The sequence below is a fragment of the Tardiphaga sp. OK245 genome (assembly GCF_900108575.1).
Taxonomy (GTDB): Bacteria; Pseudomonadota; Alphaproteobacteria; order Rhizobiales; family Xanthobacteraceae; genus Tardiphaga; species Tardiphaga robiniae.
Window position 1 is genome coordinate 121307 of sequence record NZ_FNWZ01000004.1, and the last position, 20658, is coordinate 141964.

16 protein-coding genes are annotated in these 20658 nt (G+C 61.9%); 6 read left to right on the plus strand and 10 right to left on the minus strand.

Annotation, left to right across the window (positions count from 1 at the left end; genetic code table 11):
* Window positions 1–57: 57 nt before the first annotated feature.
* Window positions 58–1440, plus strand: coding sequence for a leucyl aminopeptidase family protein (locus tag BLW80_RS19170; RefSeq protein WP_093759231.1), 1383 nt, complete (start codon window positions 58–60; stop codon window positions 1438–1440).
* Window positions 1433–2284: a C40 family peptidase gene (locus tag BLW80_RS19175; protein ID WP_093759232.1), complete on the plus strand. Its 852-nt coding sequence runs from the start codon at window positions 1433–1435 to the stop codon at window positions 2282–2284. The genes BLW80_RS19170 and BLW80_RS19175 overlap by 8 nt, the downstream gene beginning before the upstream one ends.
* Here the strand turns inward: BLW80_RS19175 and BLW80_RS19180 are convergent.
* The 7 genes from BLW80_RS19180 to BLW80_RS19210 form a co-directional block, all read right to left on the minus strand.
* Entirely contained in the window at window positions 2268–2924 is a 657-nt protein-coding gene (locus BLW80_RS19180; RefSeq protein ID WP_093759233.1) for an NUDIX domain-containing protein, read from the minus strand. The genes BLW80_RS19175 and BLW80_RS19180 overlap by 17 nt on opposite strands.
* A 6-nt stretch (window positions 2925–2930) precedes the next feature.
* Window positions 2931–4568 (minus strand): ABC transporter ATP-binding protein, encoded by a 1638-nt coding sequence (locus BLW80_RS19185; protein ID WP_093759234.1) that lies wholly within the window; start codon window positions 4566–4568, stop codon window positions 2931–2933.
* A gap of 9 nt (window positions 4569–4577) precedes the next feature.
* The gene (locus BLW80_RS19190; protein ID WP_089261556.1) at window positions 4578–5756 is read right to left on the minus strand and encodes an ABC transporter permease; all 1179 of its coding nucleotides are present in this window, start codon (window positions 5754–5756) and stop codon (window positions 4578–4580) included.
* A complete protein-coding gene (locus BLW80_RS19195; RefSeq protein ID WP_068736211.1) occupies window positions 5756–6862 on the minus strand; it encodes a microcin C ABC transporter permease YejB in 1107 nt (368 codons plus the stop codon). Before BLW80_RS19195 ends, BLW80_RS19190 begins: the two co-directional genes overlap by 1 nt.
* Before the next feature lies 1 nt (window position 6863).
* Window positions 6864–8720 carry an extracellular solute-binding protein gene (locus tag BLW80_RS19200; protein ID WP_093759235.1) on the minus strand — a complete coding sequence of 619 codons (1857 nt, stop codon included), beginning with the start codon at window positions 8718–8720 and terminating at the stop codon, window positions 6864–6866.
* Window positions 8721–8734: 14 nt separating this feature from the next.
* A complete protein-coding gene (locus BLW80_RS19205) occupies window positions 8735–10636 on the minus strand; it encodes an extracellular solute-binding protein (RefSeq protein WP_093759236.1) in 1902 nt (633 codons plus the stop codon).
* Between the two features lie 234 nt (window positions 10637–10870).
* Entirely contained in the window at window positions 10871–11419 is a 549-nt protein-coding gene (locus tag BLW80_RS19210; protein ID WP_068736206.1) for a c-type cytochrome, read from the minus strand.
* A gap of 208 nt (window positions 11420–11627) precedes the next feature.
* On the opposite strand from BLW80_RS19210, the gene BLW80_RS19215 reads away from it, so the two are divergent.
* Both BLW80_RS19215 and BLW80_RS19220 read left to right on the plus strand, forming a co-directional pair.
* Window positions 11628–12368 carry a 3-deoxy-manno-octulosonate cytidylyltransferase gene (locus BLW80_RS19215; RefSeq protein WP_089261562.1) on the plus strand — a complete coding sequence of 247 codons (741 nt, stop codon included), beginning with the start codon at window positions 11628–11630 and terminating at the stop codon, window positions 12366–12368.
* 45 nt (window positions 12369–12413) lie between these two features.
* Window positions 12414–13262 (plus strand): prephenate dehydratase, encoded by an 849-nt coding sequence (locus BLW80_RS19220; RefSeq protein ID WP_068736325.1) that lies wholly within the window; start codon window positions 12414–12416, stop codon window positions 13260–13262.
* A 9-nt stretch (window positions 13263–13271) separates the two neighbouring features.
* Here the strand turns inward: BLW80_RS19220 and BLW80_RS19225 are convergent, their stop codons facing one another.
* The 3 genes from BLW80_RS19225 to BLW80_RS19235 form a co-directional block, all read right to left on the minus strand.
* Window positions 13272–13682, minus strand: a complete 411-nt coding sequence (locus tag BLW80_RS19225; protein ID WP_093759237.1) for a YciI family protein — start codon at window positions 13680–13682, stop codon at window positions 13272–13274.
* A gap of 78 nt (window positions 13683–13760) precedes the next feature.
* On the minus strand, window positions 13761–14204 hold the full coding sequence (locus tag BLW80_RS19230; RefSeq protein ID WP_170849736.1) for a VOC family protein: 444 nt from the start codon (window positions 14202–14204) through the stop codon (window positions 13761–13763).
* A gap of 42 nt (window positions 14205–14246) precedes the next feature.
* Window positions 14247–15263, minus strand: a complete 1017-nt coding sequence (locus tag BLW80_RS19235) for an LLM class flavin-dependent oxidoreductase (RefSeq protein ID WP_093759239.1) — start codon at window positions 15261–15263, stop codon at window positions 14247–14249.
* A 411-nt stretch (window positions 15264–15674) separates the two neighbouring features.
* Between BLW80_RS19235 and metF the strand changes: the two genes are divergently transcribed.
* Window positions 15675–16574, plus strand: coding sequence for a methylenetetrahydrofolate reductase [NAD(P)H] (gene metF, locus BLW80_RS19240; RefSeq protein WP_093759958.1), 900 nt, complete (start codon window positions 15675–15677; stop codon window positions 16572–16574).
* A gap of 4 nt (window positions 16575–16578) precedes the next feature.
* On the plus strand, window positions 16579–20418 hold the full coding sequence (metH, locus tag BLW80_RS19245; protein WP_093759240.1) for a methionine synthase: 3840 nt from the start codon (window positions 16579–16581) through the stop codon (window positions 20416–20418).
* Window positions 20419–20658 lie beyond the last annotated feature (240 nt).

Genomic DNA, 20658 nt, shown 5'->3' on the forward strand with positions numbered 1-20658 from the left:
CTTGACGCCCTTTGCGCTTCAGGTGTCATTGCCGCTCCCTTTCGCGAGATTCTGCATATGCATTCCGCCTTCGAGACCGCTGCCGCCGCATCCACCATTCCGATCACCTTCGCAACCAAGACGACCTGGCCCGAAATCAGCGCAGCACTCCCCGCGCGGGCGAGAGCTTTCGCCATGGCCCACGGTTTTGCGGCGAAGCCCGGCGCCTGGCTGGCGCTGCCGACGGAAGATGGCGCAATCGCCCAGGTCATCTTCGGGCTGGAAGACGACGGCGCGACCTTCCGCGACCTGTTCCGCCCGGGGCAATTGCCCGGCCTGCTGCCACCGGGCACCTACCGTTTCGCCAACGCACCACACGACACCCGCCTCGCCGTGCTCGCTTTCGCCCTCGGCAGCTATCGTTTCGGCCGTTATCGCAAGAATGATGAGCCCAAGGTGAAGCTGGTGCCGCCTGAGGGCGTCGATGTCGCCGAGATCAGCCGTATCGCCGAGGCCGCAGCACTGGCGCGCGATCTCATCAATACGCCGTCGAACGATATGGGACCGGAAGAACTCGCCGCGGCCGCCAGGGATCTCGCAGCGCGTTTTGGTGCAGACTTCAACTGCATCATCGGCGACGACCTCGTGCAACAGAATTTCCCACTGATCTACGCCGTGGGCATGGCCTCGACACGTGCGCCACGACTGATCGATTTCTCCTGGGGTGATCCGTCGCATCCGAAGGTGACGCTGGTCGGCAAGGGCGTCTGCTTCGACACCGGTGGTCTCGATCTCAAGCCATCGAGCGGCATGCTGATCATGAAGAAGGATATGGGCGGTGCGGCCAATGTCCTGGCGCTGGCGCTGATGGTGATGGACGCCAAACTGAAAGTGCGGTTGCGCGTGCTGATCCCTGCGGTGGAGAACGCCGTTGCCGGCAACGCCTTCCGCCCGCTCGATATTTTCAAGTCGCGCAAGGGCCCGACCGTCGAGATCGGCAACACCGACGCCGAGGGCCGCCTGGTGCTGGCCGATGCGCTGGCCTATGCCGATGAGGAGAAGCCGGACCTGCTGGTCGATCTGGGCACACTGACCGGCGCTGCGCGCGTGGCGCTCGGACCCGAGCTACCACCCTACTATACGAATGACGAGACGCTGGCGCTCGACGTCGCGCGCTGTGCGAAGGAGCAGAACGATCCGCTCTGGCGACTGCCGCTCTGGGCGCCCTACGATGCCTGGCTCGACTCCAAGGTCGCCAATATCAACAACGCACCATCCGGCGGTTTTGCCGGCTCGATCACCTGCGCGCTGTTTCTGCAGCGCTTCGTCGAAGCTGCCAGGAGCTGGCTGCATGTTGATATCTATGGCTGGACGCCGTCGGCGAAACCCGCGCGCCCCGAAGGCGGCGAATGCCAGGCGGCACGCGCAATCTATCAGCTATTGAGCCAGCGCTATGGATAAACGCGACCCCAGGCTCACGCCCGCGCGGCCAGACGTCGCCGCGCGATATCTTGAAGGTCAGGTCGAGGCCGCACGTTTCGTTGACGGCGAGGAATTTGAAGTTGCCGATGGCGTCACCTCCATGCGGCTTAAGCCATTCGCCGGCGCCGAAATGAGCACGCAGGCCTTGAAGGGCGAGCGCTTCACCATCTACGATCGCAACGACGAAGGCTGGGCCTGGGGCCAACTCAATGGCGACGGCTATGTCGGCTGGCTCTCGGATCTCGCACTCTATCCACCCGGGCCGACACCGACACACAAGGTGACCGCGCTCCGGACGTTCCTTTTCCCTGGGCCCTCCATCAAGCTGCCGCCGACAGATACGCTGCCGCTCGGCGCGCGCCTGGCCATCGTCAAGATGACCGATGCGTTTGCGATGACGAATGCCGGACATTGCGCACCGAGGCGGCATGTCGCGGAGATCGATGCGTTCGAAAACGATTTCGTTGCAGTCGCCGAGCGCTTCATCGGCACGCCCTATCTCTGGGGCGGCAAGAGCAGCCTCGGTATCGATTGCTCCGGCCTGGTGCAAATCGCACTAACCGCCGCGGGAACCGGATGCCCCCGCGACAGCGACATGCAGGAGAGCGGCCTCGGCCGCGCCTTGACAGACGCCGAGATGCGGCATCTGAAGCGCGGCGACCTGATCTTCTGGAAGGGCCACGTCGCCATCGCCCGCGATGCCGACACCATCGTGCATGCCAATGCGCATCACATGGCAACGGCCATCGAGGACACGAAAGGCGCCATTGCGCGGATCAGGGCGGCCGGCAGCAATGTCACGAGCATCAAACGGCTGGACTAGGCACCGCGCGCTCGTAGTAGTCCTGCAGTCGGTCACGATGTAGCGCCAACCACTGTAGGGCACTCACCATTAGGCCATTGTGAATTACACCGCTATCCAGCGCCGCGATCGCGTCGTGGATGGAGACCACGAAGGGCCGCGTATCCTCAGTCTCTCCGACGAGGCCGCCCCGAACAGGCACCTTGCTGCTGTCGACGAAGCCGAGAAAGAACGTGATATATTCGTCGGTGCAGCCTGGCGTCGGCAGCACGCTATAGAGTTCAAACAAACGCTGCGGCGTTACGCCGATCTCTTCCGCGCATTCTCGCGCAGCGGCGGCGAGCGGCGTTTCATCGCCATCGATCCGCCCGGCGACGATCTCAACCATCTCACCACGCCCCGTGGCCAGATGCGCCGGCAAACGGAACTGGTGGATCAGTACGATCTTGCCGCGCTCCAGATCGATGGGAATTACTGCTGCCACCTTGCTCGCACGCAGCACGTCGCGCTGCTGCCGCAACGTCTCATCGTCCGCGCGAATGATCGCGATGTCGTACCGTTCGTAGGTCATGAAGCCGCGTCCGACCACCGTCGGGGCCGAGACAGCGACATCGGCAGCACGGTCCGTAATGGTGGGACGGTGATCGTTGTCTTTCGTCATTGTATCCTACTGCGCAGCATCCCCGCCCGGTGCCGTTTCGATCCTGAACGCTGCGGCAAACAGCGCGCGGGTGTAGTCGGTCTTCGGATTCTTGAACAGCTCGGCCGCCGGCCCTTCCTCGACCACCTTGCCATGGCGCATCACGATGAGATGGCTGGCCAGTGACGCGACCACGCGCAGGTCATGCGAGATGAACAGATAAGTGAGATCGCGCTTGCGCTGCAGCTCGCGCAGGAGGTCCACCATCTGCGCCTGGAACAACATGTCGAGCGCGCTGGTCGGCTCGTCCAGAACGACGAAGCTCGGCTCCAGCACGGCTGCGCGCGCGATGCTGATGCGTTGGCGCTGGCCGCCGGAGAACTCATGCGGATAGCGGAACCGCGTCTTGGGATCGAGCCCGACATCCTGCAGCGCCTTGACAACACGCGTCTCACGATCCTCCGACGAGAGGGAAGGCTGATGCACGCTGAGCCCTTCGGCGACGATATCGCCAACTGACATACGCGGCGACAGCGCCCCGAATGGATCCTGAAACACGATCTGCATGTCGCGCCGGATCGGCCGCATGTCCTTGAACTGCAAACGCTGAATGTCCCTGCTGAGGAACACGATCGGCCCCTGCGAGGAAATCAGCCGCAGCAGCGCGAGCCCTAACGTCGTTTTGCCCGAGCCGGACTCACCGACGACGCCCAGCGTCTCGCCCTGCCGCACTTGCAGGCTGACGCCGTCCACCGCTTTTACATGGCCCACCGTCTTGCGCAGCAAGCCTCGCTTGATCGGGAACCAGACCTTGAGACCGTCCGTCGACATCACCACCGGCGCTTCCGGCCGCGGCGGCGCAGGATCAGGCTTCGGCTCGGCTGCGAGCAGCGCCTTGGTGTAGGCATGCTGCGGCGACGTGAACACCTGCTCCACCGGCCCCTGCTCGACGATCTTGCCATTGTTCATGACGCAGACGGTGTCGGCGATACGGCGGACAATGCCGAGGTCGTGGGTGATGAAGAGGAGGCTCATCCCGAGCCGCTGCCGGATATCGGCGAGCAGTGCAAGGATCTGCGCCTGCACCGTGACGTCCAGCGCGGTGGTTGGCTCATCAGCGATCAACAGATCCGGCTCATTGGCCAACGCCATCGCAATCATCACGCGCTGGCGCTGACCACCCGACAATTGATGCGGATAGCTGGCGAGGCGTGTTTCCGGGTCGGGAATGCCGACTTGCGTCAGCAATTCCAGCGTTCGTTCGCGCGCCTTGCTGCCGCGGATGCCGTTATGGAGCTGCAGGATCTCGCCGATCTGCGCACCGATGGTGTGCAGCGGGTTCAGCGAGGTCATGGGCTCCTGGAAGATGATCGAGATATCGTTGCCGCGGATGCCGCGGATCTCGCGCTCCGACATGCTCAGAAGCTCATGGCCCTTGAAACGGATATGGCCGGATGGATGCGACGCTGTTGGATAAGGCAGCAGCCGCAGGATCGACATTGCGCTGACGGATTTTCCCGAGCCGGACTCGCCCACAAGTGCAACGCATTCGCCGCGCTTGATCTCGAACGACACTCTGTCGACCGCGACCGATGTATTGCCGCCATGGTGAAACGCGACAGAGAGATCGCGCACATCAAGCAGCGGCTGGTTGATGGCATCCATGCTGCGGCCCTATCTGAACGTCTTGCGCGGATCGAAGGCATCGCGGACGCCCTCGCCGATGAAAATCAACAGTGACAGCATGATCGCCACCGCGAAGAAGCCGGTGAAGCCGAGCCACGGCGCCTGCACATTGGCCTTGCCCTGCGACAACAGCTCGCCGAGCGACGGCGAGCCCGGCGGCAGGCCGAAGCCGAGGAAATCCAGCGCAGTCAGCGTCATCACCGAGGACGAGACGATAAACGGCAGGAAAGTCATCGTCGCGACCATCGCGTTCGGCAGCAGATGCCGGATCATGATCTTGGCGTTGGACACGCCGAGCGCCCGCGCCGCCATGATGTATTCGAAGTTGCGGCCGCGCAGGAATTCCGCGCGCACGAGACCGACCAGCGATACCCATGAAAACAGCAGCAGGATGCCGAGCAGCACGAAGAAGCCGGGCACCAATACCGACGACAGGATCAGCAGCAGATAGAGTGACGGGATCGCACTCCAGATCTCGATGAAGCGCTGGAAAGCGAGATCGACCCAGCCACCGAAATAGCCCTGCACACCGCCTGCCGCGATGCCAATTATCGACGAGACGATGGTAAGCGCGAGACCGAATAGCACCGAGATGCGGAAGCCGTAGATCAGCCGCGCGACGACATCGCGGCCCTGATCGTCGGTGCCGAGCCAGTTATATTCGAGGTCGCGGCAGCTCTTGAGGCCCTTCTTTTCGACCACCGGCTTGCACTGTTCCTCGGTGAGCATCCAGGTCGGCTTCGAGGGAGCTGGCGTCGGTAGATCGAGATTGTGGGTATCGTAGGAATAGCGGATCAGCGGCCAGAGGATGGTGCCGTTCTTCTCGGCGATCAGCTTTTGCAGGAACGGGTCGCGATAATCGGCGGCCGTCTCGAAATCACCGCCAAAAGTCGTTTCCGAATAGGTGACGAAAGCCGGGAAATACATCTTGCCGTCAAACTTGATGAAGAACGGTCGGTCATTGGCGATCACCTCGGCAAACAGCGAGATGAAGAACAGGAACAAGAAAATCCAGAACGACCAGTAGCCACGGCGATTGGACTTGAAGTTCTGCCAGCGACGCTGGTTGAGCGGCGAAATGCCGAGCGGGTGACGCGACGGCGGCACGGCTTCGCCGAGCGGCGACAGCGTGGTGGTTTCGACGGGCACGGGCGCGGTGATGGTCATCAGACTTCTCGCGCCTCAAAGTCGATCCGCGGATCGATCCACATATAGGCCAGATCGGACAGGAGGTTCACGACAAGACCGACCAGCGAAAAGATAAACAGCGTGCCGAACACCACGGGATAATCGCGGTTGAGCACGCTCTCGAAGCCGAGGAGACCGAGGCCGTCGAGCGAGAAGATGGTTTCGATCAGCAGCGAGCCCGAGAAGAACGCGTGAATGAACGCGCCCGGGAAACCGGCGATGACGATCAGCATGGCGTTACGGAAAATGTGATTGTAGAGCACCTGCCGCTCATTGCAGCCCTTGGCGCGCGCGGTCATCACATATTGCTTGCGGATTTCATCGAGGAACGAGTTCTTGGTCAGTAGCGTCATGGTGGCGAAGGCACCGAGCACCATCGAGATCAGTGGCAGCGTCATGTGCCAGAAATAATCGATGATCTTCCAGTACCACGGGAACTGGCTCCAGCCGTCCGAAGTCAGGCCGCGCAGCGGGAAGATGCTCCAGAACGATCCGCCGGAAAACAGGATGATCAGCAGGATCGCGAACAGGAAGCCGGGGATGGCGAAACCGACAATGATGACGGCCGAGGTCCAGGTGTCGAAGCGCGAGCCGTCCTGCACCGCCTTGCGGATGCCGAGCGGGATCGAGATCAGGTAGGTGATTAGCATCATCCAGATGCCGAGCGACATCGAGACCGGCAGCTTCTCCTTGATCAGTTGCAGCACTGTCGTGTCACGGAAGTAACTCTTGCCGAAATCGAAGCGGGCGAAGTTCCACAGCATCAGCGCGAAACGTTCCGGCGCAGGCTTGTCGAAGCCGAACTGCTTTTCCAGGCTCTTGACGAAATCCGGATCGAGCCCCTGCGCGCCGCGATATTTCGAGTTCACCGCATCGCCTGCGGCGCCCGGCTGCGCACGGTTACCGAAGTCACCACCAGATGAACCGGAAACGCGCGACGCGCCTGTATCGGCGCCGCTGAGTTGCGCGATCACGCGTTCGACGGGACCACCGGGCGCAAATTGCACCACGACAAAGGACACGAACAGGATTCCCAGCAGCGTGGGAAACATCAGCAGCACGCGCCGTGCAATATATGCGCCCATGCTATTTGGCCTGCTCGCTTGACGGTTTTACGGACGCCCACCACAGATCGGGGGCACCGACGCCGATATATTTCGGCAGATTTGCGGGATGGCCGAACACATCCCAATAGGCCACGCGATGCGAGGCGGAGTACCATTGCGGCACCCAGTAGCGGCCGGCGCGGATGACACGATCCAGCGCCCGCGCCGCGAAGACCAGCTTGGGGCGCGTATCGGCGGCGATGACTTCGTTCATCAGCGCATCGACGACGGGATCGGAAATGCCGGCGAGATTATTCGAGCCCTTGGTGACTGCCGACTGCATCGAGAAGAACGAACGCAGGGAATCGCCGGGAATGGTGGAAAAGCTGAAGCGCTCAATGGCTGCATCGAAATCGAAATCGTCGCGGCGTGCGCGGAATTGCACGGGATCGACGAGACGTACACTGGCCTCGATGCCCAGCGTGCCGAGATTCTTGATATAGGGCATGTGATGCGCCTGGAAAGCAGGCTCATCGAGCAGGAACTCGATCTTGAACGGCTCACCCTGCGCCGTCATGCGCTTGCCGTCCTTCATTGCGCAACCTGCGTCGTTCAGGAGCTGGATGGCCTTGCGCAGCAGCGCACGGTCCTGACCTGATCCATCCGATGTCGGTGGCAGATAGGGCGCTCCGAAAACCTCGGCTGGCACCTTGTCGCGGAATGGCTCCAGCAATGCGATCTCTTCCGGCGACGGCGCGCCGGTCGCCATCAGGTCAGAGTTCTGGAACGGCGACACCGTGCGCACATAGGCGCCATACATGATGGTCTTGTTGGTCCATTCGAAATCGAATGCATTGCCCAGCGCCTCGCGCACGCGCGGATCCTTGAACTTGGCGCGGCGTGTGTTGAGGAACCAGCCCTGCGCGCCGGACGGTGTATCGTCGGGCAGCATCTCCTGTTTGACCCGGCCATCCTTCACCGCCGGGAAATCGTAGCGCGTGTTCCAGATGCGCGAGGTGAACTCCTCGCGATACAGATAACTGCGGCCGGTGAAACCTTCGAAGGCCACGTCGCGGTCGCGATAGAAATCGAACCGCACTGTATCGAAATTATAGCTGCCGCGATTGACCGGAAGGTCCGCGGCCCACCAGTCCTTCACACGATCGAATTCGATATAGCGCCCGACTTCGAAGCGCCCGACCTTGTAGGGACCGCTGCCGAGCGGCGTCTCCAGCGACGTCTCATCGAATGCGCGCTTATCGTAATAGGCCTGCGAGAAAATCGGCATGCCTGCCACGAACAACGGCACATCGCGGCCGCGTTTCTCGGCGAATGTCACCACCAGCGTCAGGTCGTCCACAGCCTCGGCCTTCACCATGTCGCGCATCTGCTGCGTGATGATGGGATGGCCCTTGGTCTTGAGGGCCGTCAATGAGAATGCCGCATCGCGTGCAGTGAGCTTGCTACCGTCGTGGAAGCGAGCTTCCGGCCTCAGCGTAAAACGATAAGTCAGGCCATCGGCGGAGATCTGCACGGACTTCGCGACCAGCCCGTACATCGCGTCTGCCTCGTCGCCCGCGCGCACCATCAGCGGGGCGAAGGTCATGCCCATGCCCTGCGCGCCGTCGCCCTTCAGAACATAGGCGTTCAGCGAATTGAAGGTCTGGAACGACTGGTTGAATGCACGGCTCGACGGCACCGTCGAGAAGGCGCCGCCCTTCGGCGCCTTGACGTTGACGTAGTCGAAATTCGGAAAATCGGCCGGATATTTCAGATCGCCAAAGGCGGAGATACCGTGGGCTTCGCTCGGCGCCTGTGCCAAAGCGGGGCTGAAGCGTGACGCCGCGATAGCGCCGATCCCGAGACCCAGCACGTGCCGACGATTGAGCTGCGCCATGCGCGATGTGCTCCTCAAGAGCGCTTGCCGATCTTGGCGGCCTTGTCGGCGTCGTACCACCAGATGGCGGGGAAACCCGACTGCCCGTATTTCGGCGGCTCGGGCGGACGACCGAAGCGATCCCAGCGCGCCGTGCGGACCTTGTTGTAAGTCCATTGCGGCACCACGAAGTTATTCCACAGCAGCACACGATCCAGCGCCTTGGTCGCAGCGACGAGATCGTTGCGGTCCTTGGTGAAGATCACGCGATCGATCAGCTTGTCGATCGCAGGATTCTTGATGCCGACGATGTTGCGTGAGCCGGCCATATCGGCAGCCTGCGAGCCCCAGAATTCACGCTGCTCGTTACCGGGTGACAGCGACTCCGGCCAGGACGACACGACGATGTCAAAATCCCAGGTCCGCAGCCGGTTCTCATATTGCGTGGCATCGATGGTGCGGACCGACACGCCGATGCCGAGACGTTCCAGCGACGGCTTGAAGAACAGCATCACGCGCTCGAAAGAGGGATCCTCGCCGAGCAATTCCAGCTCAAACGGCGCACCGGTCTTGGCATTGACCAGTTTGCGATCACGGACTTCGTAGCCCGCTTCCTTGAACAGTTGCAGCGCTTCGCGAAGATTGCCGCGCACATTTTCAGCACTGCCACCGACCGGATTCGTATAGGGCTTGGTGAAAACCTCCGGCGGCACTTCGGCGCGCACCGTCTCCAGAATCTCCAGCTCCTTGCCTTCCGGCAGACCCGACGATGCCAGTTCGGTGCCGTCGAAATAGCTGGAGATGCGCTTGTACTGGCCGAAGAAGATCTGCTTGTTCATCTCCTCGAAGTCGAACGCATAATTCAGCGCGCGGCGAACGCGCGGATCCTTGAACTTGTCGCGGCGGATGTTGAGCGCGAAGCCCTGCATGATGCCCGACGAGCGGTTGAGGAATTCTTCGAGGATAACGCGCTTCTCGGCAACTGCAGGAAAGTCATAGGCCGTCGCCCAGTTCTTGGCGCTGTTCTCGGTGCGCCAATCGACCTGATCGCCCTTGAAGGCTTCGAGCGCGACGGTGCCGTCACGGAAATACTCGTAGCGCAGCTCATCGAAATTATTGCGACCGACATTCACGTTGAGGTCGCGGCCCCAATAGTCTTTCACGCGCTCCACCGACACCGAACGGCCCGGCACGAAATCCTTGATGCGGTAGGCGGCGCTGCCGAGCGGCACCTCCAGCGTGGTGCTGCCGATGTCGCGCTTGGCGCCGGAAGCGTTCGTGCCCTCCCACCAGTGCTTGGGCAGCACGGTGAGCTGGCCGACGATCTGCGGCAATTCGCGATTGCCGGGCGCATCGAAGGTGAACTTGATCTCACGCTCGCCGACCTTCTCGGCCTTCACCACATGGCGGTAATAGGCAGAATATTGCGGGTGATATTTCTTGAAGGACTCCAGCGAGAAGATCACATCCTCCGGGGTCACCGGCTTGCCATCATGCCACTTGGCATTCGCCCGCAACCGATAGGACACCCAGGAGTAATCCTCGGGATGGCTGACGGCTTCGGCCAGCAGACCATATTCGGTCGAGACCTCGTCCAGCGATCCTGTCGTAAGGGACTCGTAGATCAGTCCGACGGCACCGGCGATGTTGCCCTTCACGCCGGCCACCGCGATGTTGAAATTGTCGAAGGTGCCGATGGCGATCTGGCGGACGGTACCGCCCTTAGGCGCTTCCGGATTGACGTAGTCGAAGCGCTTGAACTCCGCCGGATACTTGATCTCCCCGAACAGGGACAGCGCGTGGCGCCATTCTGCACCTTTAGCCGTAGACTGGGCACTTGCTGCATCGATCACGGAGAGGCTGCCGGCACCACCGATGACAGGGGTAAGTGCGGCGAAGGCGCTGGTCTGGAGAAGGCGGCGTCGGGAAATCGTCAATGTGCTGAATCCTGTGAACCGAAGCAGTCTATTAGAACGGTCATATAAGGCGAGGGTTCGACCGATTATGCCGGCTTTTCCGCAGGATACCACCCGTCACGCTGGTTGCATCCTAACGCGTTGCGGCCAAACGTCCCGCTTAAGCTTTGGTAATGCAGATACGAAAACGGCCAGGCTGAGCCTGGCCGTTTAATCGATGATAAATTACCAAGGAACAGCGTTACGACACCGTCCTCATTTCGCTGCAGTGGGCAGCGGCACCGGCTTATCGGCGAGAGTTGCCAGATAGGCGATCACGTCGGCGCGCTCGCTATCCTTTTGAATGCCGGCGAAGCCCATGGCCGTGCCCGGTACGGTGCCCTTCGGATTGGCGATGAACTTGTTCAGCTCCTCGAAGGTCCAGGTGCCGCCCTTGGCCTTCATGCCCGCCGAGAAGTTAAACCCGGCCTTGCCTTCGCCCACCTTCTCATTGACGACGCCGAACAGGTTCGGGCCAACGCGGTTCGGGCCACCCTTTTCGAATGTATGGCAGGCAGCGCACTTCTTGGCTGCGGTTGAGCCCTTCTCGACCGAAGCGGTCTGCAGCAGCTTCTCGATCGGTTCGGACGGCGCGGCAGCAGCCTTGGCACCACCGGCAGCCTCTTCCTTCACGGCGATATCAAAGCCGGGCTTTTCCATATGCTTCGGTGAAAACACGGCCTGGGCGGTGAAATTCGTCACCATCAGAACCAGGCAAGTGCCGAGAATGGCGCCCATAATCTTGTTGAGTTCGAAGGAGTCCATAGTCGAAAAGCCCCACGCCGTTTTAGGTCATTGGAAGGCCGCTCCAACGGCCTCGACACACTCAGGAATCACGTTCCTGCGGCCCTCAGGCCTGCCGTTTTGAGATAACGGTTTGCCCATCCTCTGGCAACCCGTATAAACGCCGCGCCCTTTGATGTGCATCATACTTTTCGGGGGGAAGATCACTGGAATCCAAGCCGATTTTGACATGACAGACACACGCACCCTGGTGCTCATTCCCGCCCGGATGGCGGCCACCCGCCTGCCCGGCAAGCCGCTGCTCGATATTGGCGGGCTGCCGATGATCGTGCATGTGGCGCGACGCGCCAAAGAGGCCGGTCTGGGCCGTGTCGCCATCGCCACCGATACGGCCGACATCGCGGACGCCGTTAAAGCCCACGGTTTCGAGGCGGTCATGACCTCCCCGGACCATCCGTCGGGGTCCGACCGGATATTTGAGGCCCTGTGCAAACTGGACCCGGCCGGACACGTCCAGACCATCGTCAACGTCCAGGGCGACCTGCCCACTATTCCGCCGGGCGACATAAGCGCCGCGGTCCGCCTGCTCGACGACCCCGCGGTCGACATCGCGACCCTGGCGACCGAGATCCACAAGGATGACGAACATACCAATCCGAGCGTGGTGAAGCTGATCGGCTCGCCAGCCGGACCCGACAGGCTGCGTGCGCTGTATTTCACCCGCGCCACGGCGCCCTATGGCGACGGGCCCCGCTACCATCACATCGGGCTTTATGCCTATCGGCGCGCCGCGCTCGAAGGCTTCGTCAAACTCGCGCCGTCGACGCTGGAGCTGCGCGAAAAGCTCGAACAGCTCCGCGCACTGGAAGCCGGCATGCGGATCGACGCCGCCATCGTCGATAGCGTCCCGCTCGGCGTCGATACGCCCGCGGATCTCGAAACCGCCCGCCGGCTACTGGCAAAAACCTGAGTGACTGATACAAGGCCCGCCATGACCATTCCCAAAAATCAGATCATGAAGATCGCATTCCAGGGCGAGCCCGGCGCCAATTCCCATATCGCCATCGTCGAGGCGTTTCCGAATGCCGAGCCGCTGCCCTGCGCCACCTTCGAGGACGCGCTGGCCGCGATCACCTCGGGCGAGGCCGATCTAGGCATGATCCCGATCGAGAACTCGATCGCCGGCCGCGTCGCCGACATCCATCATCTGCTGCCGCAGTCAGGCCTGCATATCGTCGGTGAGTGGTTTCTGCCCATTCACCACCAGATGATGGCGCTGCCCGGTGCGAAGCTCACCGACATCAAGACGGTGGAAAGCCACGTCCATGCACTCGGCCAGTGCCGCCGCATCATTCGCAAGCTCGGCATCAAGGCCATCGTCGCCGCCGACACCGCCGGCTCGGCCCGCGCGATTGCCGAACGCGGCGACAAGAGCTGCGCCTCGCTGGCCTCGCGGCTCGCGGCAGATATCTACGGGCTCGAAATTCTCGCCGAGGACGTCGAGGACGAGGATCACAACACCACGCGTTTCGTCATCCTTTCCAAGGACGCCAAATGGGCGCCGCAGGGCTCCGAACCGCTGGTCACGAGTTTTGTTTTCCGTGTCCGCAACCTTCCTGCGGCGCTCTACAAGGCACTCGGCGGCTTCGCCACCAACGGCGTCAACATGACCAAGCTGGAAAGCTACATGGTCGACGGCGAGTTCTTCGCCACGCAGTTCTACGCCGATGTCGACGGTCATCCGGATGACCGCAACCTCGCTTTCGCGCTCGAAGAGCTGAAGTTCTTCTCACGCGAATTCAGGATCGTCGGCGTCTATCCGGCGCATCCTTTCCGCGCGACCTTCGGCGAACCGACCTCGTAACCGGCAGGTTCAGGACGACGCCGGCCGGACGTGATCGGTCAGCGCATGCGTCGCCGCCATGGGCGATCCGGGCAGAAATAGCTGAACCGGACGGATTTCATAGACCGCAGTCGGATTGACGCGGCGCAGATCGCGCGCGGTTGCGACGGCGTCCTCACGGGTCGCACAATCGACGACATAGAAGCCGAGCAACTGCTCCTTGGTCTCGGCAAAGGGGCCGTCGATGACCACGCCAGCGCCGGGTCCGCGCAATGTGAATGCACCCTTGGTGCCGCCCAGCCGCGCAGCCGGCCCCATCCGGCCGTCGGCCGTCAGCTTCTCATGAAGCTCATGAAGATTGGCCATCACCGCAGTGTCTTCGTCGGCCGTCCAGGACACGACGACGTCTTCGACGTGATAGGCCAGAATTGCATAGAGCATAGGTTTTACCTCGTGTGGTGACGGCGCCGATCCAAGGACGTTTCGGTAGTCCCGATCCCGACATTGCCTCTCGAAACTTTACGACGCCTCGCAAATTGACGCATCCACCGCAACCAACTCGACGATATTGCCGTCCGGATCGGTGACGTAAATGGAGCGCCAACCGATCCATCGGTGTTCGTAGGTGTTCGGCTTGAAACCCGCCTTCGTCAGGGCATCGAGAGCAGGCTGATAGTCCGATAACGCAATCTCTAGCGCAAGGTGATGCAGAGTGGGTGCCCGCAAATCGGGAGCGGACCATTTCGTATCGTCACGATTGGACGGCTGATCGGCCCTGAAAAGGCCGATAATACGGTGATGGCCTTCAAAGCCATCCTCCACCTTGAGAAACACGATCCGATCGTCGAAGGCGCGCAGCACACTGAGACCAAGGACATCTCGATAGAAACTGACCGCCCGCGGCATATCGCTGACACGCAGAACAACTTCGCCAAGGCCACGAGGTGTTACCAGAGGCGCCATCATCCCCTCCCATTGTCGCGGCGCTCGCTAACCTCGCTGCGCCTAGGCTGCTGCTCTCTGCAATTGAAATACATCCGCCAACAGATCATAGGACCGCTTCCGCGCCTCATGATCATACATCGCGGTAATGACCATCAACTCATCGGCCTGGCATTCGCTGATGAGCGGCTGCAGCTTTTCCAAGACTGTTGACGGACTGCCGACGAACAGCCGTGAACGATTGCGCGCGATCTTCATCTTTTCGCTGTCGCTATAAGGATAGGCCAGCGCCTCTTCGACGCTCGGCAGCGGCGCGTATTCGCCGCGGTCACGACGAAGGCGATTGAGGTCGGCTGACGACGCCAGCCGCTCGGCCTCGGCATCCGTCTCCGCACAAATCACTGCGACAGCGAGAATCGCATGCGGTGCTTGCCGCCAGCTGGAGGACTTGAAGCGCGCGCGGTAGTGCACCATCGCGTCGGCGGCGTCGTGGGATGCAAAATGGTGGGCGAAAGCGAAGCCCATGCCGACCTGCGCAGCGAGATCCGAACTGTAGTCGCTGGACCCGAGCAGCCAGAGCGGCGGCAGTGGCACGTCATTCGGCATCGCCACAACGTGGTTATAGGGATGACCTTCCGGGAATTGCCGCGTCTCCCACAGCACCAGCTCGCTCAGTCGCTCAAGGAAATCATCGCCCTCGCGGCCGGCAAGACGGTTGCGCAGCGCATAGGCTGTGGCGCCATCAGTGCCCGGCGCACGGCCAAGGCCGAGATCGATCCGGCCGGGAAACAGCGCCTCCAGCATCTTGAAGCGCTCGGCCACCATCAGCGGCGCATGGTTCGGCAGCATCACACCGCCGGAGCCGACCCGGATATGCTGCGTTACCGCCGCGATCTGCCCGATCATGATCTCCGGTGCCGGGCTCGCGACCGACGCCAGATTGTGATGCTCGGCCAGCCAGTAGCGGACATAGCCGAGGCGATCGGCATGTTTGGCCAGATCGATGCTGTTACGGAGCGCGCCCGCGGGCGGCGTGCCTGACGTGACGACCGAGAGGTCGAGAATGGACAATGGGATCATGGCGCCAAGCTAGTGCCTGCGCCGGAGAGGGCAAAGAGCGTTTTGGGCCACCAACGCCTCCCCCAAACGCCAATCGCAGCAAGGGTCGCCTCTCGTGGGACGAATTATGATATAAGAATAATTACACGACATCTGCCCACATACACTGTCTATAGATCGAAGTGGCTCGATTGGCTATTTGAAGCCATATTCTGGTAGTTTTGCGGGAAACCTGCGCTGCCCACTTATATTCCAACGAGGGAAATTACGCGAGATATCTGCCCTTAGTTGGGCCAATTCCCACCCTAAAACCGCTCCAGATGGGCTATTTCAGTCACCGACCATAGCCTATCTTTGTGCAGTGCAGCCAAAGTCCCCCGGGCTTGGCGCCAGAGACAACCGGTACCGCTTCATGCGGTGGAGTTCGACGCGATGACCGAGATCAACCCGGCCACCCCCACCAAGCTTCCCAATATCTCCTTCGAGTTCTTCCCGCCGAAGACCGAGGAGATGGACCGCACCCTGTGGGACACCATTGAGCGCCTGGCGCCGCTGACCCCGTCCTTCGTGTCGGTGACCTATGGCGCCGGTGGGTCGACGCGCGAGCGCACCCACGCCACCATCGTCCGTCTGCTCAAGGAGACCGCCCTCACCCCGGCGGCGCACCTGACCTGCGTCGGCGCGCCGAAAAGCGAAATCGACGATGTCGTGACCCGCTATCATGAGGCCGGCGTCCGCCACATCGTGGCCCTGCGCGGCGATCCGACCACGGGCATCGGTACGGAATATATACCGCACCCCGACGGTTACAAGACCTCCGCCGATCTGGTCGCCAGCATCCGCAACCGCTATCCCGATATCGACGTCACCGTCTCCGCCTATCCGGAGAAGCATCCCGAGAGCGCCGACTTCGATGCTGACATCGATACGCTGAAGGCCAAAGTCGATGCCGGCGCGACCCGCGCCATCACCCAGGTGTTCTTCGATAACGACCTGTATTTCCGCTACCTCGACAAGGTCCGCGCCCGCGGCATCGATATCCCGGTGCTGCCCGGCATCATGCCGATGCATAATTTCAAGCAGGCGAGAGCTTTCGTCACCCGCGCCGGCACCACGGTGCCCGACTGGCTCGCCGCCAAGTTCGACGGCCTCGATAACGATGCCGAGACACGCAAACTGGTAGCGACCACCGTCGCCGCCGGCCAGGTGCAGAAGCTCGCCAAACAGGGCGTCAGTGACTTCCATTTCTACACGATGAACCGCGCCGATCTCGTTTTCGCCATTAGTCACCTGTTGGGCTTCCGGCCGAACGGCGCGCAGAAAGCTGCCTGATCTCATGTCCGTACCCGTTTCGCCGAAGCGTACCGAACTGCTTGCCGCCGCTGCCGAGCGCATTCTCGTGCTCGACGGTGCCATGGGCACCATGATCCAGGGTCTGCAATTCGACGAGGCCGCATTCCGCGGTGAGCGCTACAAGAATTTCCACCGCGACCTCCGCGGCAACAACGACCTGTTGATCCTGACGCAGGCCGACGCCATCGAGGACATCCACGCGCAATATCTGCGCGCCGGTGCCGACATCGTCGCCACCAACACCTTCTCCTCGACCTCGATCGCGCAGGCCGATTACGACCTGCAGGACATCGCCTATGAAATGAGCCGCGAAGGCGCGCGCCTCGCCAAGAACGCCGCGATCACCGTCGCTGCCGAGGACGGCAAGCCACGCTTCGTCGCCGGCGCCATCGGCCCGACCAACCGCACCGCCTCGATCTCACCGGATGTCGCCAATCCCGGCTATCGTGCGGTGACCTTCGACGATCTGCGCATCGCCTATAGCGAGCAGATCAACGGCTTGCTCGACGGCGGCGCCGATCTCCTGCTGGTCGAGACCATCTTCGACACGCTGAACGCCAAGGCGGCGCTCTATGCCATTGCCGAAATCTGCGAGGCGCGCGGCATCGACGTGCCCGTGATGATCTCCGGAACCATCACCGACAAGTCCGGACGCCTGCTGTCCGGCCAGATGCCGGAAGCGTTCTGGAATTCGGTGAAGCACGCCAGACCCGCCACCATCGGCTTCAACTGCGCCCTCGGCGCCGAAGACCTGCGCGCGCATATCGCCGATATCGGCCGCGTCGCCGATACCCTCGTCTGCGCCTATCCGAATGCCGGCCTGCCCAACGAATTCGGCCAGTATGACGAGAGCCCGGAATTCATGGCGGGGCTGATCGGCGAGTTCGCTGCCAGCGGCCTCGTCAATGTGGTCGGCGGCTGCTGCGGCACCACGCCGGATCATATCGCGGCCATCGCCAAGGCCGTCGCGCCGCACAAGCCGCGCGTCGTGCCGGAGATCGCACCGCTCCTCCGCCTGTCAGGTCTGGAGCCGTTCGAACTGACCTCGGCGATTCCCTTCGTCAATGTCGGCGAGCGCACCAACGTCACCGGCTCGGCTAAATTCCGCAAGCTGATCACCGCCGGCGACTACACCGCCGCGCTGCAAGTGGCGCGCGACCAGGTCGAGAACGGCGCGCAGGTCATCGACGTCAATATGGACGAAGGCCTGCTGGATTCCGAAGCGGCGATGGTCGAGTTCCTCCATCTGGTCGCCTCCGAGCCGGACATCGCCCGCGTGCCGGTGATGGTCGACTCGTCGAAATTCAACGTCATCGAAGCCGGCCTTAAATGCGTTCAGGGCAAGCCGATCGTCAATTCGATCTCGATGAAGGAAGGCGTGGAGAAGTTCATCCATGAGGCCAAGATCGCGCAGCGCCATGGCGCCGCCGTGGTCGTCATGGCCTTCGACGAGGTCGGCCAGGCCGACACGTTCGCGCGCAAGACCGAGATCTGCAAACGCGCCTACGACATTCTGGTCAAAGAGCTGAACTTCCCGCCGGAAGACATCATCTTCGATCCAAACATTTTCGCCATCGCGACCGGCCTCGAAGAGCACAACAATTACGGCGTCGACTTCATCGAAGCGACACGCTGGATCCGCCAGAACCTGCCGCATGCGCATATTTCCGGCGGCGTCTCCAACTTGTCCTTCTCGTTCCGCGGCAACGAGCCGGTACGCGAGGCGATGCATTCGGTGTTCCTGTATCACGCCATCAAGGCGGGCATGGATATGGGCATCGTCAATGCCGGCCAGATGATCGTCTATGACGACATCGATCCCGAACTGCGCCAGGTCTGCGAGGACGTCATCCTCAACCGCGATCCCGGCGCCTCGGAACGGCTGCTCGAACTCGCCGAGAAATTCCGCGGCCAGACCAAGCAGGCCAAGGAACAGGACCTCACCTGGCGCGAATGGCCGGTGGAGAAGCGGCTGAGCCACGCGCTGGTGCACGGCATCACCCAATATATCGACGAGGACACCGAAGCCGCGCGCCTGACCGTGGCACGACCGCTGCATGTCATCGAGGGCCCGCTGATGGCCGGCATGAATATCGTCGGCGACCTGTTCGGCGACGGCAAGATGTTCCTGCCGCAGGTGGTGAAGTCGGCCCGCGTGATGAAGCAGGCGGTGGCTTACCTGATGCCGTTCATGGAGCAGGAGAAGGCCGACAATCTCGCCGCAGGGATCACCGGCGACGGCCGCAAGAATGCCGGCAAGATCGTGCTCGCGACCGTGAAGGGCGATGTCCACGACATCGGCAAGAACATTGTCGGCATCGTGCTCCAGTGCAACAATTTCGAGGTCATCGATCTCGGCGTCATGGTGCCGGCCTCGAAGATCATCGACACCGCCAAGGCCGAAGGCGCCGACATTATCGGCCTGTCAGGCCTGATCACGCCGTCGCTCGATGAGATGACATTTTTGGCCGGCGAGATGGAACGGCAGGGTCTGAAGATGCCGCTGCTGATCGGCGGCGCGACGACCAGCCGTGTGCATACCGCGGTAAAGATTGATCCGAACTACCGCGCTGGCGCCGTTGTGCATGTCAACGACGCCAGCCGCGCCGTGGGCGTCGCCTCGTCGCTGCTGTCGCCTGAGAAGAGCGTCGCCTATGCGGCCGAGGTGCGCGCCGATTATGCGAAGATCTCTGCGGCACATTTCCGCGCCCAGCAGGACAAGAAGCGCCTCTCGCTCATCGCAGCGCGCGCCAATGCGCATGTCGCGGACTTCAGCAAGACGGTGCGCAAGCCGACCTTCCTGGGCATCCGGACTTTCAGCGATTATTCGCTCGAAGAGCTTGCTGCCTATATCGACTGGACGCCGTTCTTCCAGACCTGGGAACTGTCCGGCCGTTTCCCCGGCATCCTCACCGACAGCGTGGTCGGCGAAGTCGCGACGTCGCTCTATGCCGATGCGCAGAAGATGCTCAAGCAGATCGTCGAGGAGAAGTGGTTCACGGCGAAGGCAACCATCGGCTTCTGGCCGGCCAACGCCGTGGGCGACGACATCCGCCTCTATGCCGATGACACACGCACAACTGAGATCGCGACGCTCTACACGTTACGCCAGCAGCTCGAAAAGCGCGAGGGTCGCTTCAACGCCGCGCTCTCCGACTTCATCGCGCCGAAGACCTCGAATGTGCCGGATTATATGGGCGGCTTCGTCGTCACAGCGGGCATCGGCGAGGACATCATCGCCGACCGCTTCAAGAATGCGAATGACGACTATTCGTCGATCCTGTGCAAGGCACTGGCCGACCGTCTCGCCGAAGCCTTTGCAGAACGCATGCATGAGCGCGTGCGCAAGGAGTTCTGGGCCTATGCGCCGGACGAGAACATCTCGACTGACGACCTGATCCTGGAGAAGTATCAGGGCATCCGCCCTGCTCCCGGCTATCCCGCACAGCCCGATCACACCGAGAAGGCGACGATCTTCAAATTGCTCGATGCGGAGAACACTGCGGGCGTAACACTCACCGAAAGCTACGCCATGTGGCCGGGCTCGTCAGTGTCCGGGCTCTATTTCAGCCATCCCGAGAGCTATTATTTCGGCGTCGGCAAGATCGAGCGCGATCAGGTCGAGGAATATGCCGCGCGCAAGAACATGAGCGTGGCCGAGGTGGAACGTTGGCTGGCGCCGGTGCTGAACTACATTCCGGGTGCCGAGCCTGCGCCGGTCGCCGTACCCGCGCCTGCCAATGACGAACTCGCGACCCATCCGCCGGGATGTAACTGCGCGGTGCATCTGATGTATCGCGGCAAGAAGGTCGGAGCGAAGTAGCGCTTTGCAAGTCGCAGGATGTGCTTGTCAAACAGCCACGCTCTCGCATTCTCGCGGCGCTTGCGCGTCCGAGGTGTGAGCAGTGCCCCTCGAAACATGAGGGGTGGCGGCGCGCCGTGAGGCGCAAAGGGTGGTTTTATCGCGATCCGCTCCACCGGAACGCCGGCAAGCTGCAACCGCGCAACGCCTCACGGCGCGCCACCGCGGCGATTTCTGTCCCCGGGACCGTTCTTCCGGGCA

Bases quoted from the DNA above. Each gene is read 5' to 3' on its own strand.
- BLW80_RS19180 (WP_093759233.1), bottom strand. From the start codon at position 2,924: ATGACGAAAGACAACGATCACCGTCCCACCATTACGGACCGTGCTGCC.
- BLW80_RS19185 (WP_093759234.1), bottom strand. From the start codon at position 4,568: ATGGATGCCATCAACCAGCCGCTGCTTGATGTGCGCGATCTCTCTGTC.
- BLW80_RS19195 (WP_068736211.1), bottom strand. From the start codon at position 6,862: ATGGGCGCATATATTGCACGGCGCGTGCTGCTGATGTTTCCCACGCTG.
- BLW80_RS19235 (WP_093759239.1), bottom strand. From the start codon at position 15,263: ATGATCCCATTGTCCATTCTCGACCTCTCGGTCGTCACGTCAGGCACG.
- metF (WP_093759958.1), top strand. From the start codon at position 15,675: ATGACCGAGATCAACCCGGCCACCCCCACCAAGCTTCCCAATATCTCC.
- BLW80_RS19225 (WP_093759237.1), bottom strand. From the start codon at position 13,682: ATGCTCTATGCAATTCTGGCCTATCACGTCGAAGACGTCGTCGTGTCC.
- BLW80_RS19220 (WP_068736325.1), top strand. From the start codon at position 12,414: ATGAAGATCGCATTCCAGGGCGAGCCCGGCGCCAATTCCCATATCGCC.
- BLW80_RS19190 (WP_089261556.1), bottom strand. From the start codon at position 5,756: ATGACCATCACCGCGCCCGTGCCCGTCGAAACCACCACGCTGTCGCCG.
- BLW80_RS19210 (WP_068736206.1), bottom strand. From the start codon at position 11,419: ATGGACTCCTTCGAACTCAACAAGATTATGGGCGCCATTCTCGGCACT.
- BLW80_RS19230 (WP_170849736.1), bottom strand. From the start codon at position 14,204: ATGGCGCCTCTGGTAACACCTCGTGGCCTTGGCGAAGTTGTTCTGCGT.
- metH (WP_093759240.1), top strand. From the start codon at position 16,579: ATGTCCGTACCCGTTTCGCCGAAGCGTACCGAACTGCTTGCCGCCGCT.
- BLW80_RS19200 (WP_093759235.1), bottom strand. From the start codon at position 8,720: ATGGCGCAGCTCAATCGTCGGCACGTGCTGGGTCTCGGGATCGGCGCT.
- BLW80_RS19215 (WP_089261562.1), top strand. From the start codon at position 11,628: ATGACAGACACACGCACCCTGGTGCTCATTCCCGCCCGGATGGCGGCC.
- BLW80_RS19175 (WP_093759232.1), top strand. From the start codon at position 1,433: ATGGATAAACGCGACCCCAGGCTCACGCCCGCGCGGCCAGACGTCGCC.
- BLW80_RS19170 (WP_093759231.1), top strand. From the start codon at position 58: ATGCATTCCGCCTTCGAGACCGCTGCCGCCGCATCCACCATTCCGATC.